Below are 14,535 nucleotides of genomic sequence, written 5' to 3' on the forward strand. Positions count from 1 at the left end.
TTGGTGCGCTCGAATTTAGCTTTTGCCATGGGTGCGTGTCTCGGTAATCGTTTGGAGTTGACGACGATTGAGTAGTGGTGCTCACGAAAGGAATCGAACCTTCGACCTCCTCCTTACCAAGGAGGTGCTCTACCGACTGAGCTACGTGAGCGAGTTTTGCATTATGCCATGCATTTACGTTCAATGGAGCGGGAGACGGGAATCGAACCCGCACCATCAGCTTGGAAGGCTGAGGTTCTACCGTTGAACTACTCCCGCGCCGGGAACTGCATGCCACAACGTGAAACTGGTGGAGGGAGGTGGATTCGAACCACCGAAGGCGTAAGCCAGCAGATTTACAGTCTGCCCCCGTTGGCCGCTTGGGTATCCCTCCAGCTTTTACTACCGGACCGGTGCGCCGCGAGGCGAATTCGGTTCGGGGTGAAGCAGCCCGTTATTTTGTTGTGTGACGCATACAGTGTCAACAAAAATTTTGAGCAATCTTCACTATCAACAACGGGCAACTTTGGGGGACACGCGCAGCCGATCAGACGTTGAAGCGGAAGTGCAGCACATCGCCTTCCTGGACGCGGTATTCCTTGCCTTCCAGGCGCAGACGCCCCGCATCGCGGGCACCGGCTTCACCGCGATACTTGATGAAGTCGTCAAAGCCAATTGTCTCGGCGCGGATGAAGCCCTTTTCGAAATCGGTGTGGATCACGGCAGCAGCCTGCGGTGCCGTCGAACCGGCCCGAACCGTCCAGGCGCGCACTTCCTTGACGCCCGCGGTGAAGTAAGTCTGCAGGCCCAACAGCGTGTAAGCCGCGCGGATGACGCGATTCAGGCCCGGCTCCTCCAAGCCAAGATCCGCCAAGAAGGTGTCGCGGTCTTCGTCGTCGAGTTGGGACAGCTCTTCTTCGATGGCGGCCGACACCGGCACCACTTCCGCACCTTCGGTCAACGCATGTGCGCGAACCGCATCCAGGTGCGGATTGTTCTCGAAACCGTCCTCGAGCACGTTGGCGATGTACAGCACCGGTTTGAGCGTCAGCAGGAACAGATCGCGCACCAGCGCCTTCTCTTCCTCATCCAGCCCGGCCGCACGTCCGGCCTTGCCGTCGGCCAGCGCGGCCTGCAACTTGGCCAGCACCGGCTTGCGCGCCGCTGCATCCTTGTCCCCGCCCTTGGCGCTGCGTTCTGCACGGTTGAGGGCCTTTTCCACGCTATCCAGATCGGCCAGCGCCAGCTCGGTATCGATGGTTTCGATATCGGCGATCGGGTCGACCTTGTTATTGACGTGGATGACGTCGTCGTTCTCGAAGCAACGCACCACGTGGGTGATCGCATCGACTTCGCGGATGTGCGCAAGGAACTTGTTACCCAGGCCTTCGCCGCTCGCCGCGCCGGCAACCAGACCGGCGATATCGACGAACTCGACGGCGGTGGGAATCAGCTTTTGCGGCTTGACGATGTCAGCCAGTTGATTGAGGCGCGGATCTGGCACCGGCACGATGCCCACGTTCGGCTCGATGGTGCAGAACGGAAAGTTGGCCGCAGCGATGCCAGCCTTGGTCAGCGCATTGAACAGGGTCGACTTGCCGACGTTGGGCAGGCCGACGATGCCGCATTTGATACCCATGAGTCACATCCGGATTTGGGATTCGGGATTGGAGATTCGCAGCGCTGCACGGCCACAAATCCCCAATCCCCAATCACGCATCCCGGCTGGTATGCAGCCGTTTCATCGCCTCGCTGAAATTGCCTTCCATCGCCAACGGCAACACGTCGATGGCAGCGTCGATTGCCATGCCGATCGCGGCGTCATCCTCGCGCCCTGCCCGTCCCAGCACCCACGGCACCACACGGTCCTTGTGACCGGGATGGCCGATGCCAACGCGCAAACGGTGAAATTTGCCATGCCCGAGCAGGCGGATCGTGTCACGCAGGCCATTCTGACCACCATGTCCGCCGTCGAACTTGAGCCGTGCAGTGCCCGGCGCCAGATCCAGTTCGTCGTGTGCGACGAGCAGTTGCTCCGGCTCGATCTTCCAGAACCGCAGGGCGGCGGTGATCGACTTGCCGCTGAGATTCATGAAGGTGGCCGGCTTGAGCAGCCAGACCGGCTGTCCTGCGATATCGACCTTGGCGGTTTCGCCGAACAACTTGCTGTCCAGACCCCAGCGGGCGCCACTGCGCTCGACGAGGGCATCGACGAAACGAAACCCGGCGTTGTGCCGGGTTTGCGCGTGTTCCGGACCCGGATTCCCGAGTCCGACGATCAGGCGAAGTGCAGACATGCCAGTCACCGCAGCCGATTCCCCGCGCAGGCGAGGAATCGGCCGACGGATTACTTGGTCTCTGCGCCTTCGCTGCCTTCTTCACCGGCAGCGTCTTCTTCTTCGACGCGCACGTGCTTGGCGGCAACCACGGCAACGTCATGTTCCTTACCCAGCTTCAGCTCGGGGATCTCGACGCCAGCCGGCAGCTTGATTTCGGACAAGTGGATCACGTTGCCCACTTCCAGGGCACCGAGGTCGACTTCGATGAACTCCGGCAGGTCCTTCGGCAGGCAGACCACCTGGACTTCGTTGAGCTCGTGGGTCACGACCACTTCGCTCGACTTGCCGGCCGGCGAGCTTGCTTCGTTGATGAAGTGCAGCGGCACAGCAGCGCTCAGCTTCTCGTTGGCGCTGACGCGCTGGAAGTCGATGTGCATGATCAACTGCTTGAACGGATGGCGCTGCATGTCACGCAGCAGTACCTGCTGCACGTCGCCATTGAGGTTCAGGTCCAGGATCGACGAGTAGAACCACTCGTTCTGCTGGGCGAGCCAGATCTGCTCATGGTTGAGCTGGATGCTGACCGGCTCGAGTTCGCCACCGTAGACGATGGCCGGAATGACGCCAGCGTGACGCAGGCGGCGGCTCGCACCCTTCCCCTCGTCTGCGCGGCGCTCGACCTTGATTTCGTGAGTCTTTGCCATGTTGTTTCACTACCTAGATTGGAATACCGCCTCGCGGCGATGAAGCGTCTCACCCGCGACCAGGAGAGACGTAGTACCGGCACCCGGGGATCCGGGCACCGAATGCGGGATCAGTCGACGTAGAGCGAGCTGACCGATTCGCCGAAGGCGATGCGGCGGATGGTCTCGGCCAGTAGCTCGGCCACGCTCAGCTGACGAATCTTGGCGCAGGTGCGCGCGGCTTCGTTCAGCGGAATCGTGTCGGTGACCACCAGCTCGTCGAGCTGCGAATTGTTGATGTTGTCCACGGCCGGGCCGGACAGCACCGGGTGGGTGATGTAGGCCACGACCTTGAGGGCGCCGCGCTGCTTCAGCGCTGCTGCGGCGGCGCACAAGGTGCCGGCGGTATCGACCAGATCGTCGACCAGCACACAGGTCTTGCCCTGCACGTCGCCGATGATGTTCATCACCGTGGCGACGTTGGCGCGCGGACGGCGCTTGTCGATGATGGCCAGGTCGGCATCGTCCAGACGCTTGGCGACGGCGCGCGCACGCACCACACCACCCACGTCCGGGGACACCACGATCAGGTTGTCGGTGCCGTAGGCGCGCCAGATATCGGCCAGCAGCAGCGGTGAGGCATAGACGTTGTCGACCGGCACATCGAAGAAGCCCTGGATCTGGTCGGCATGCAGGTCGACCGTCAACACACGGTCGGCCTCCATCGCGCAAATCATCTTGGCAGCGACCTTGGCGGTGATCGGCACGCGCGAGGAGCGCATGCGGCGGTCCTGACGCGAATAACCGAAATACGGGATCACCGCAGTGACGGACTGGGCGCTGGCGCGCTTGAGCGCGTCGATCAGCACCAGCAGTTCCATCAGATTTTCGGCGCTCGGCGCGCAGGTCGGCTGGATGACGAACACTTCCTGCCGGCGCACGCTCTCTTCGATCTCCACCTGCACTTCGCCATCGGAAAAGCGCGTGACCAGCGCCTTGCCCATGCGAACGCCCAGTTCCTTGCAGATGCTCTGGGCAAGCGGCTTGTTGGCATTGCCGGAGAACACCAGCAGATTACGTTGGTCTTGCATGAGATCTCTCGGGCTGCGGCGAAGAGCGTGCGGGTCGATGATGGAGCAGGACAAAGCCGAACCAATGCCGGGCTTTTCGTTCAATCCGCGCAAGGATGCGCGAGGTATTGCAGAGGGATCTGCTGTTAAAACTCTTGCGGGTGGACCTGCTTTTCTCGACAAACTGGCAGGGGCGGTAGGATTCGAACCTACGAATGCCAGGATCAAAACCTGGTGCCTTGGGCCTCTTGGCGACGCCCCTGCATCAAAACTTCATCGCGTCCCGTGCGTCGAGCAATGGTGAGTGCGCTGCACCCTCCACCACCCACGCCCGCAGACTGCCCGGCAACTGCGCCAGGGCCTGCTCTGCAGCAGCGCGCGTGGCGAATTCGACGAAACAGCCACTTCCCGACCCGGTCAATCGCGGTGCGCCGACCCTGGAAAGCGCCTGGAACACTGCCTCAACGGCGGGTTCGCGGCGCCGCAGAACCGGCTCGAACGCATTGTCGAGCAGAGAACCGGAAGCGAAGTCCGCTATTTTCGCGGGCGCAGCATCCCGCGTCAATTCCTGTGATCGAAATAACACCGGTGTCGGCACGTGAACGCCCGGATCGACCAGCAGATAAGCCGCTTCCGGGAGGGCAATCGGGGTCAGCTGTTCGCCCACGCCTTCGGCCCAGGCATTGCGGCCGCGCACGAAGACCGGCACATCCGCACCCAGCTGCAGGCCCAATTCGGCCAGCACCTCCGCCGCCAGACCCAAGCCCCACAAGGCATTGAGCGCCACCAGCACGGTCGCCGCGTCCGAGGAGCCCCCACCGAAACCGCCGCCAGCGGGAATGCACTTATCGATCCGAATCTCCGCACCCGACCCAGCGCCGGCTGCCGATTGCAGCAGGCGCGCGGCGCGGATCACCAGGTCATCGTCTTCGGCCACGCCAGGCAAACTCTCGCCAATGCGCAGGATCCGGCCATCGCTGCGCAGGCGAAGATGAATGGTATCCCCCCAATCCAGCAGGCGGAACACGGTCTGCAGCAGGTGGTAGCCATCGGCGCGGCGCCCGGTGATCTGCAAAAACAGGTTGAGCTTGGCTGGCGCAGGCCACGCCGACCAATCATTGCCCGGCGCGTCCATCAGGGGGATACGGTCCATTGATCGACCAGCAGACGCACCTTGGCCTCACCGTTACGGGCTTCGATCCGCTGCGGCAGCTCGGGCTGGTCGGCGCTGGCGGGCGTCCAGGCCAGAAAGTCGATCGTCCAGCCATCCTGCTGCACGGTACGCGGGCGCCCGGCGGCATCCAGGTCGACACGTGCCGCCCCAGCGTCGGCGATGCGCAGCGCGCACACCCAGTCCGGCATCTGATTGACCGGAATCGTCCAGCCGGTTGCTTCCAGCAACACCTGCTCTGCATCGGGGCCGCTACGCGGGCCGCCGTCCAGCCCTTCCAGCCGGCCGGCGCCGCTGGCGGTATCGCCGGTGAGCACCCAGCTTTGCCGGGTGACCGGTGCGCTGAGTTGTACGCGGTAGCGCGGGCCCTCCTGCTGCCAGTCGATACGGCCGCTACCGCCATTGCGGTCCTTACTGATCGCCACCCGACCCTGGAACGACCAGTTGGGATGCGCCTGCAGCCAGGCTTGGCGGGCGGCTTCGGCCTGACGGGCGCTATCGGAGACTTGCTCGACTACCGCCGCGCCACTGCCTTGCCCGCGCGGCACACTGACGCACGCCGACAGCCCGACCAGCACCAGCCCGCTCAGGGCCAGCGTCCGGAACGCCGTGCTCATAGCCCGAACTTTTCCACAGCGCGTTGCAGCGCACGGTTGTCCGGGTCGAGGCGGCGCGCTTCGTCGAAGTAACGCCGCGCCTCGTCCTGCTTGCCGCTGACCCAGAGGACTTCGCCCACATGAGCGGCGATTTCCGGGTCCTTGACCAGCGCCCAGGCGCGGCGCAGCTGCACCAGTGCTTCCTTGGTGCGACCCATGCGGTACAACACCCAGCCATAGCTATCGACGATGGCTGGGTTGTCCGGGTCGGCGGTGCGGGCCCGGTCGATCAGCGCCAACGCTTCCTTGTAGCGGGTGGTGCGGTCGGCAAGCGTGTAGCCCAGCGCGTTCAGCGCTGCGACGTTTTCCGGTTCGGCCACCAGGATCTTGCGTAGATCGGCCTCGGCCCGCGGGACATCGTCGCGCCGCTCCCAGGCCAGCCCGCGGGCATACAGCAGCGCGCTGTCGTCCGGATAGGCCGCCAAGCCACGTTCGAAAGCGTCCAGCTCACCAGGCGCATCGTCGGCCCGCTGATGCAGCTCGGCTTCGAGCACGTAGGCGTCGCGGCGGGCGTCATCGTCGGCACTGGCGTCGCCCTGCAGGGCACGCGCTTCGGCAAGCGCTTCGGGTTTGCGGCCCAGTTCGTACAACGCGCTGGCGGCGCGCAGACGCGCCTCGCTCACCTGCGGGCCACCCGGCACGCCGCGATACCACTCCAACGCCTCGTCGTAACGCTTGAGGAATTCGGCGATCTTGCCCAGCAGCAGACGGCGGTCCGGATCGGGCTTGGTGGCATTGCTTTTCAGCTCGCCGTACAGCGCCTCTAGCGAGCTGCGGTCTTTTTCCTTGGCCAGCATCGAGGCGCGCAAGCCGTAGGTCTGGGTGTCCTGCGGTCCAGTCGAGAGCACGCGCGCGGCGGCTTCAGTCTGGCCCATGGCGTCGTAGGCAAAGGCCAGCGCGCCGCGCAGCTCCGAATCCTTGACCGCCTTCGGCTCGATGTTCTTCAGCAGCGCCAGCGCTTCGTCGTTCTTGCCTTCCTGCTGCAGCTGGGTGGCGTGCAACAAGGCTACGCGCGGCTCTTCGGGGAAGCGGCGCACCACTTCGTCGACGATGCGCTTGGCCAGCGCCGGGCGCTCCATGCGCAGCGCGAGCCGGCCAAATTCCTGCCAGGCTTCGATCTGATTCGGGATGGCACCGGCCTTGACCAGGTCTTCGAGCACGTCGGCCGAGGCTTCCGGCTCGCGGCCACCGTTGGCCAGCGCGATCAACGCAAAGCGCCAGCCACGCGGATCAGGCTCCTTGAGCAGGCCCAGCAGATCGCGGCGGGCGGTGCGCAGATCGTTGCGGCGCAGGGCCAGCGAGGCCTCGGTGCTGCGCATGGACATCGACGACGGCGCGCGGGCGCGCCATAGCGCCAGCGCTTCGATCGCGCGCGGGTCGTCATTGGCCAGCATGGCGATGCGGGCGGCGCGCTCGGCCAGGCCGGCATCGCCGGCTTCGGCCTTGGCTGCGTCCAGGTAGGCACGCGCGGCATCGTCCAGCTGTCCGGCCTGCAAGGCGAATTCGCCGGCCAGTACGGGTTCCAGCGAGGTGGCGCCGGCACTGCCGGTCGGCGGAGCGGGCGGTGCTTTCTTGGGTGCTGCGGTGGCACTGGCGGAGACTGCGACCAGCAAAAGAACACTCAGGATGCGAATCGGTACAGGCATCGGGGGCAACCGGGCCGTAAAATGGGGCCCTGAATGGCCGCCAGCTTATCGCAAGCAACTGAACAATGACGTTGTGGGTGCTCGGACTGAATCACCAGACCGCACCTGTGGACCTGCGCGAACGCGCGGCGTTCGCAGGTGACGCGCTGCCGCGCGCGCTCGAATCGTTGCGTGCGCTACCGCAGGTGAGCGAGGCAGCGCTGCTGTCCACCTGCAACCGCACCGAGTTGTATGCGATGGCCGACGAGGCGCACAGCCTGGTCAACTGGCTGGAAACGCATGCGCCCGGGCTGAGCGGTTATCTGTACCAGCACCAGGAGGCCGAGGCGGTGCGCCACCTGTTCCGCGTCGCCACCGGGCTGGACTCGATGGTGCTGGGCGAGCCACAGATCCTGGGTCAGGTGAAGGACGCCTGGGCGGTGGCGCGCGCACATGGTGCGCTGGGCAGCGGCCTGGACCGGCTATTCCAGCAGACCTTTTCGGTGGCCAAGCGTGCGCGTACCGATACCCGCGTCGGCGCCAATCCAGTCTCGGTGGCGTCCACCGCGGTGCGGCTGGCGCAGGAATCGTTTGCCCGGCTCAACGAATCCACCGTGCTGCTGATCGGCGCCGGCGAGACCATCGAACTGGCGGCCAAGCATCTGAGCGAAGGCCGCGTGCGCCGCCTATTGATCGCCAACCGCACCCTCGCCCACGCACAGACGCTGGCCAGCCAGCACGGCGGTTACGCGCTGCCGCTGACCGATCTGGAACGCCACCTGGCCGAAGCCGACGTGGTGTTTTCGGCCACCGCTGCACGCGAGCCGCTGGTCACCCGCATGCAGGTGGAACAGGCGTTGCGCACGCGCAAACGCAAACCGATGCTGCTGTTCGACCTGGCAGTGCCACGCGATATCGAGGCCTCGGTGGGCGAGTTGAGCGATGCCTACCTGTACACGGTGGACGATCTGGAACGCGCGGTCGAAGACAACCGCCGCGGCCGCCGCGAAGCCGCCGACCAGGCCGAGGCCATCATCGACCTGCAGGTGGCGCGCTATGTCGAAACCTTGCAGGCCACCGCACGGCAGGCACCGCTCAAGCGGCTGCGCGCCTTTGGCGACAGCACCCGCGACGAGCTACTGGCCAAGGCACGTCAGCAATTGCACAACGGCAAACCAGCCGACGAAGTGCTGGAGCAGTTGGCGCACGCGCTGACCAACCGCTTGCTGCATCCGCCCACTGCCGCACTGCGCGATGCAGCGCGCAACAACGACCTGGATTTGACCACTGCGGCCGACCGGCTGTTTCCGGAAAAACCGGGTTATCAACATCCCCCTATAGCTACCCCGATCGTGAGGACCGATGACGCCGACCCTGCGCCGTAAGCTCGAAGCGCTGGCCGAGCGCCGCGAAGAACTGCAGCACCTGCTCTCCGACCCGGACGTGGTCAATAACAACGACAAGTTCCGCACGTTCTCGCGCGAACTGTCGCAACTGGAGCCGGTCGCGGTGGCGCTGGAAGACGAGGCGCGTGCCAAGGCCGACCTGGCCGCAGCCGAAGCCATGCGTAGCGATCCGGAAATGCGCGAGCTGGCCGAAGAGGAAATCGCCGCCGCACAGGCGCGCCTGGAAGACCTCGACGCGCAGCTGGCATTGCTGCTGGTACCGCGCGACCCACGCGACGACGGCAACCTGTTTCTGGAAGTGCGCGCTGGCACCGGCGGCGACGAAGCGGCGATCTTTGCCGGCGATCTGTTCCGCATGTACGCGCGCTACGCCGAACGCCAGGGATGGAAGGTGGAAATCGAATCCGACAGCCCCGGCGAACACGGCGGTTACAAGGAAGTGGTGGCGCGCGTGGTCGGGCGCGGCGCGTATTCGCGCCTGAAATTCGAATCCGGCACCCACCGCGTGCAACGCGTGCCGGCGACCGAATCGCAGGGCCGTATCCACACCTCGGCCGCGACGGTGGCCATCATTCCCGAAGCCGATGACGTGGAAGAGATCGTGATCAATCCGGCCGATCTGAAGGTCGATACGTTTCGCTCGTCCGGTGCAGGCGGCCAGCACGTCAACAAGACCGAATCGGCGATCCGCATCACTCACGTGCCCAGCGGCGTGGTGGTGGAATGCCAGACCGAGCGCAGCCAGCACGCCAATCGCGACAAGGCGATGAAGCGGCTGAAAGCGCAGTTGGTGGAAGCCGAACGTAGCAAGGCCGCAGCGGCCGAAGCGCAGACGCGCAAGTTGCAGGTGGGCAGTGGCGATCGCAGCCAGCGCATCCGCACCTACAGCTTTCCGCAGGGCCGCATCACCGATCATCGCGTCGAAGGGCTGACCTTGTACGACCTGCCCAACATCATCGAAGGCGATCTGGATGCATTGATCGCGCGGCTGCTACACGAGCATCAAGCCGACGAACTGGCACGGTTGAGCGACAGCCCATGAGTGCGCAAGTCCCGCGCGAGCTGTTGCAGCTGCGCGAGGCAGTGCGACGCCAGCCCGGCGATTTCGTCGCCTGGTTGATGCTGGCCGATGCCGAGCTCGGCATGGGCGTTACCGCTGCCGGCGAAGCCGCCGTGCAGCGCGCGCTGGTGCTGTATCCAGGGCATCCGGAAGCGGTGGCACGGTTGGGCCGGGTACGCTGGACGCAGCAGCGCCATGTAGAAGCCGCCACGTTGCTGCAGCAGGCCTCGGATCTGGTGCCGCAGCACCCGGGCATCGCCTTGTGGCTTGGGCATGCGCTCGAAGATGCAGGCCAAGCCGAGCAGGCGGCGGCCGCTTACACGCGCGCGCATCAGTTGCTGCCCGACGAGCCGTACATCGCCGCGCAGCTGCTCAACTGGCGCCGTCGTTTATGCGATTGGCGCGATCTGGATGTCTTGGCCGCGCAGGTCCGCAACGCCGTGGCGCACGGCGCAGCGGCGGTGGAGCCGTTCGCGTTTCTGAGCGAAGACGCCACTGCGGCCGAACAACTGGCCTGTGCCCGCACGCGTGCGCAGGGGATTGCCGCCTCCCTGCGCCCGCTGCCAGCGGCAACGGTGCGCAGCCGCGGCGCACTGCAGCTCGGCTTCGTCTCCAACGGCTTTGGCGCGCACCCCACCGGGTTGCTGACCGTGGCCTTGTTCGAAGCGTTGCAGCGCCGCCAGCCGGACATACAAGTGCATCTATTTGCGACCAGCCGTGACGATGGCAGCGAGATTCGTGCACGCCTGGCAACGGCGACGCGCATCCACGACGTCACCACGCGGGGGCATCTAGCAACCGCGCAGCACATCCGCGACCAGGGCATCGATCTGCTGTTCGATCTGCGCGGCTGGGGCGGTGGCGGACGCCCGGAAGTCTTTGCGTTACGACCGGCACCGGTACAACTCAACTGGCTGGCGTATCCAGGCACCTCGGGCGCGCCGTGGATGGACTATGTGTTGGGCGATGCATTTGCATTGCCACCGTCGTTGGAGCCGTTTTACAGCGAAAAAGTCCTGCGCCTGCCGCGCGTGTTTCAGCCCTCTGACACCTCGCGCACGGTTGCCGAGCCGCCATCGCGCGCGCAGTGCAGCCTGCCTGAGCACGGCGTGGTGTTGTGCTGCTTCAACAACAACTACAAACTCAACCCGCGCAGCATGGCGCGCATGCTGGCGGTATTGCGTGCGGTACCCGGCAGTGTGCTGTGGTTATTGTCGGGGCCGGGCCAGGCGGATGCGCGCTTGCGTGCGGCAGCACAGGCGCAGGGCGTGGATGCGCAGCGCCTGGTCTTCATGCCGAAATTGCCCCACCCGCAGTATCTGGCACGTTACCGGCACGCCGATCTGTTTCTGGATACGCATCCATACAACGCGCATACCACCGCCTCCGATGCGTTATGGGCGGGTTGTCCGGTGCTGACCACGCCCGGCGAGACGTTTGCCGCACGGGTGGCGGGTAGCCTCAACCAGCACCTGGGGATGGAAGAGATGAACGTGGCCGACGACGCTGCGTTTGTGGCCAGGGCGATTGCGTTGGCGAGCGATGCGGATGCCTTGGGTGGCGTACGCGTGCGTTTGGCGGAGCAACGCCTGCGCAGTGGCGTTTTCGATATGGACAGGTTTGCTGATGATCTGGCCGCGCTGCTGCGTGGCGTTGCTCAGCGTAGTGGATGGCTGGGGGTTTAGACGTTGGTTGTCAGATGCTGCATCGTCATGGTTTGCGCGAGATGGTGTGGGTCGCGGCGCGACATCTTTCGCCGGCACCAGTCAAGAGCGACAGATAAACATGGATGCTAGAGTCCCTTCTCCCATCGGGAGAAAGTGGCGCGTCGCGCCGGATGAGGGTAAGTGTGCGGCAGTAGCACTGGCTAACCATACCCTCACCCCAACCCCTCTCCCGGCGGGAGAGGGGCTAACAGCAACACGTCGGTCAATGCCTGGCGGTTAGGCGCTGCGTGCAACTTCACACCGCGGCGCTGTACCCGGCCGTCCAGGCTCGCTAGGCTGCGTGCATGCCTTCCGCTCTCGACTTCATCCCCCTGCGCCTGTGCGTACTGACCGTGTCCGACAGCCGCACGCTCGCCGATGACCGCTCCGGCGATTACCTGGCCGATGCCCTCACCCACGAAGGTCACGTTCTGCACGAACGTGCACTCTGCCCCGACGACCGTTACCGCATGCGTGCGATCGTGTCCGGCTGGATCGCCGATGCGGTGGTCGACGGCATCCTGATCACCGGTGGCACCGGCTTCACGGGGCGCGACAGCACGCCGGAAGCGATCACCCCGCTGCTGGACAAGGTCATGCCTGGGTTCGGCGAGATGTTCCGCGCGATCAGCGTGGACGAAATCGGCACCTCCTCGTTGCAGTCGCGCGCGTTTGCCGGGCTTGCCAATCACAGCTTCGTGTTCTGCCTGCCCGGCTCCACCTCGGCCTGCCGCACGGCATGGGAAAAGATTGTGCGTGCGCAGCTGGATGCGCGCACCCAACCCTGCAATCTGGCGACACTGCGTCCACGTCTGGGCGAATAGCCTGCGCGCTCCATCGCTGTTGGAACACGCATGTCGCACCTGAAACGCAAGGCTTACAAAACGTTGCTGGCGCCGATGCAATTGGAGCTGGTCAACATGGCGCGTTGGCTGCGCCACACCAACCAGCGTGCCCTGGTGCTGATGGAAGGTCGCGACACCGCCGGCAAGGGCGGCGTGATCCAGACCATCGCCAGCCATCTGAACCCGCGCCAATGCCGTGTGGTGGCGCTGCCCAAGCCGAATGATCGTGAAAGCACGCAGTGGTATTTCCAGCGCTACGTGACGCACTTGCCGGCGGCCGGCGAATTGGTGCTGATGGATCGCAGCTGGTACAACCGCGCCGGCGTCGAAAAGGTGATGGGCTATTGCACCGACGCGCAATACGACCTGTTCCTGGAGCAGACACCGCGTTTCGAACAGATGCTGGTCGACGACGGCATCCTGCTGTTCAAGTACTGGTTGTGCGTGGACCAGGCCGAGCAGGAAAAGCGTTTTGCCGAACGCCGCGAAGATCCGCTCAAGGGCTGGAAGCTGTCGCCGGTCGACCTGCAGTCACGCGCCAAGTACGACGACTACACCGCTGCGCGCGAACGTATGCTGGAAGCGACGCATACGCCCGATACACCGTGGACGCTGGTGGATTTCAACGACCAGAAACGGGGCCGCTTGAGCCTGATCCGCGATTTGCTGGACCGGCTACCGGACACCGCAGTGCCCGATACGTTGGTGCAGCTGCCGCCATTGCCCGGCAAGCTGCACAAGGAACGCTATGGCGTTCTGGAACCGATCGACGATTACGCCGCCCAATCCTGAGAGAGTTCGTCGCTGGCCGCAGTGGCACGCGGCAGCGGATGCAGGCCGGCCTGACGTTCGGCCTGCTCGGCCTGCAGCACCAACTGGCTCAGGCGCTGACTGAACAACTGCATGAAACCGCGATGCAGCGGGCGCATCGCCTCCATGTAGTCGACGTCATCGGCCTGCGCACCGAGCGGGCTGCAGGACGACAGCAACACTTCGTCCAGACGCAATGCGCTGTCGGGCAGGCGCACCAGTGCGGCACGGCGTAGCCAGTCGCGCATGCCTTGGCGGTATTCGGCGGCCAGGATGTAGGCCACTTCGACCTGGTCCAGGTCCACATCCGGGTTCCATGCCAGCACCTGGATCACCTGCGAACGCTCGTCCAGCATGCGGCCTTCGGCGACCAGCGCGTGCAGCTGCTGCAGCAGACGCCATTGCACGCCAGCGGCCTCGCGCTGGGCGGTCGGCATCGCTTCGATGGCCAGCGCCAGACGCCGGGCAAACAGCGCCGGCACTTCGGACAGCACGATCGGGCCGGCATCGGCACCGAGCAGGAAACGTTCGGTGCGCAGCGCAGCGGTGTCGGGCAGATAACCGTCCTGCAGCGGTCGCATCACGCCGTGGTCGAGCAGTGACAGCACCACATCCAGCCAGTAGCGACGTTCCTGCTGCAGCGTGCGGTTGGCGGCGGCGTTGTGCCAGGCCTGGCGCAGATCGTCCAGGCGCACGATGCAGGACTGCGCATCCAGCCCGTCCCACGGTGCGCGGGTGGCGTCGTTGGGGTCGAACGTTTCCGCGCTGAGCATGCCGCCGCCGAAGCGGTGCCAGGCTGCGCCGCGCTGGGCGCTGGCCGGGTCCGGCCTGGCCGCGGCGAACGGGGCTGCGGTGGCCGGACGCAGGAGCGCGGCATAGGCATCGGCCCACGAATCGGGCAGGCGTGCCGACAACGGATAGCTCGCCGAGGGCTGACCCAGCCCCTGGCGTGCCAGACGCAGGCTCCAGACCACCGCGCCGACGACGATGCCGCCGAAGATCCAGGCCAGCAGCCAGCTGGTTGATGCCTGTTCGGGCTGCAGCACGCGGGTTTGCGGGTGCAGAAACAACAACCAGCCGCTGCCCAGCAGGACACCGAGATACAGCCACGGTGCCAGCTGCGCCATCTGGCGGTTGCGGCGATGGGCGGGCAGGTCGTGCCCGTCGTTGCGGTCTTGAGATGGAGCGGCCATTACATTCCCCGTACACGCCTGATCGCGTTGACAGGGTTATCGGCGAGGCAAT

At 65.1% G+C, this 14,535-nt stretch carries 13 protein-coding genes and 4 tRNA genes; 5 read left to right on the plus strand and 12 right to left on the minus strand.

Annotated elements, in window-relative coordinates; translation table 11 throughout:
* Nucleotides 1–75: 75 nt before the first annotated feature.
* From XpruCFBP8353_RS06460 to XpruCFBP8353_RS06510, 11 genes are all read right to left on the minus strand, one after another.
* Nucleotides 76–151, minus strand: a tRNA-Thr gene (locus XpruCFBP8353_RS06460).
* 33 nt (nt 152–184) lie between these two features.
* Nucleotides 185–258, minus strand: a tRNA-Gly gene (locus tag XpruCFBP8353_RS06465).
* A gap of 29 nt (nt 259–287) precedes the next feature.
* Nucleotides 288–373, minus strand: a tRNA-Tyr gene (locus XpruCFBP8353_RS06470).
* A 153-nt stretch (nt 374–526) separates the two neighbouring features.
* Nucleotides 527–1,618, minus strand: a complete 1,092-nt coding sequence (gene ychF, locus XpruCFBP8353_RS06475; RefSeq protein ID WP_010376337.1) for a redox-regulated ATPase YchF — start codon at nt 1,616–1,618, stop codon at nt 527–529.
* A 73-nt stretch (nt 1,619–1,691) separates the two neighbouring features.
* Nucleotides 1,692–2,276 (minus strand): aminoacyl-tRNA hydrolase, encoded by a 585-nt coding sequence (gene pth, locus XpruCFBP8353_RS06480; protein ID WP_101362515.1) that lies wholly within the window; start codon nt 2,274–2,276, stop codon nt 1,692–1,694.
* A gap of 50 nt (nt 2,277–2,326) precedes the next feature.
* Nucleotides 2,327–2,962 (minus strand): 50S ribosomal protein L25/general stress protein Ctc, encoded by a 636-nt coding sequence (locus XpruCFBP8353_RS06485; RefSeq protein WP_101362516.1) that lies wholly within the window; start codon nt 2,960–2,962, stop codon nt 2,327–2,329.
* A gap of 110 nt (nt 2,963–3,072) precedes the next feature.
* Nucleotides 3,073–4,032, minus strand: a complete 960-nt coding sequence (locus XpruCFBP8353_RS06490; protein ID WP_010367308.1) for a ribose-phosphate diphosphokinase — start codon at nt 4,030–4,032, stop codon at nt 3,073–3,075.
* Between the two features lie 164 nt (nt 4,033–4,196).
* Nucleotides 4,197–4,273, minus strand: a tRNA-Gln gene (locus XpruCFBP8353_RS06495).
* A 3-nt stretch (nt 4,274–4,276) separates the two neighbouring features.
* The gene (ispE, locus tag XpruCFBP8353_RS06500) at nt 4,277–5,164 is read right to left on the minus strand and encodes a 4-(cytidine 5'-diphospho)-2-C-methyl-D-erythritol kinase (RefSeq protein WP_101362517.1); all 888 of its coding nucleotides are present in this window, start codon (nt 5,162–5,164) and stop codon (nt 4,277–4,279) included.
* Entirely contained in the window at nt 5,146–5,799 is a 654-nt protein-coding gene (gene lolB / locus XpruCFBP8353_RS06505; protein WP_101362518.1) for a lipoprotein insertase outer membrane protein LolB, read from the minus strand. Before lolB ends, ispE begins: the two co-directional genes overlap by 19 nt.
* Nucleotides 5,796–7,484 carry a tetratricopeptide repeat protein gene (locus XpruCFBP8353_RS06510; RefSeq protein ID WP_101362519.1) on the minus strand — a complete coding sequence of 563 codons (1,689 nt, stop codon included), beginning with the start codon at nt 7,482–7,484 and terminating at the stop codon, nt 5,796–5,798. Before XpruCFBP8353_RS06510 ends, lolB begins: the two co-directional genes overlap by 4 nt.
* A 65-nt stretch (nt 7,485–7,549) precedes the next feature.
* On the opposite strand from XpruCFBP8353_RS06510, the gene hemA reads away from it, so the two are divergent.
* From hemA to ppk2, 5 genes are all read left to right on the plus strand, one after another.
* Nucleotides 7,550–8,848, plus strand: coding sequence for a glutamyl-tRNA reductase (hemA, locus tag XpruCFBP8353_RS06515; protein ID WP_101362520.1), 1,299 nt, complete (start codon nt 7,550–7,552; stop codon nt 8,846–8,848).
* The gene (gene prfA / locus XpruCFBP8353_RS06520; protein WP_101362521.1) at nt 8,826–9,911 is read left to right on the plus strand and encodes a peptide chain release factor 1; all 1,086 of its coding nucleotides are present in this window, start codon (nt 8,826–8,828) and stop codon (nt 9,909–9,911) included. The genes hemA and prfA overlap by 23 nt, the downstream gene beginning before the upstream one ends.
* Nucleotides 9,908–11,614 carry an O-linked N-acetylglucosamine transferase, SPINDLY family protein gene (locus tag XpruCFBP8353_RS06525; RefSeq protein ID WP_101362522.1) on the plus strand — a complete coding sequence of 569 codons (1,707 nt, stop codon included), beginning with the start codon at nt 9,908–9,910 and terminating at the stop codon, nt 11,612–11,614. The genes prfA and XpruCFBP8353_RS06525 overlap by 4 nt, the downstream gene beginning before the upstream one ends.
* Before the next feature lie 326 nt (nt 11,615–11,940).
* Nucleotides 11,941–12,459: a molybdenum cofactor biosynthesis protein B gene (gene moaB / locus XpruCFBP8353_RS06530; protein ID WP_101362523.1), complete on the plus strand. Its 519-nt coding sequence runs from the start codon at nt 11,941–11,943 to the stop codon at nt 12,457–12,459.
* 30 nt (nt 12,460–12,489) lie between these two features.
* On the plus strand, nt 12,490–13,272 hold the full coding sequence (ppk2, locus tag XpruCFBP8353_RS06535) for a polyphosphate kinase 2 (protein ID WP_101362524.1): 783 nt from the start codon (nt 12,490–12,492) through the stop codon (nt 13,270–13,272).
* On the opposite strand, the gene XpruCFBP8353_RS06540 is transcribed toward ppk2, so the two are convergent.
* Nucleotides 13,254–14,483 carry a hypothetical protein gene (locus XpruCFBP8353_RS06540; protein ID WP_101362525.1) on the minus strand — a complete coding sequence of 410 codons (1,230 nt, stop codon included), beginning with the start codon at nt 14,481–14,483 and terminating at the stop codon, nt 13,254–13,256. The two genes, ppk2 and XpruCFBP8353_RS06540, sit on opposite strands and share 19 nt — an antisense overlap.
* Nucleotides 14,484–14,535 lie beyond the last annotated feature (52 nt).

Source organism: Xanthomonas prunicola (genome assembly GCF_002846205.1).
GTDB lineage: Bacteria > Pseudomonadota > Gammaproteobacteria > Xanthomonadales > Xanthomonadaceae > Xanthomonas > Xanthomonas prunicola.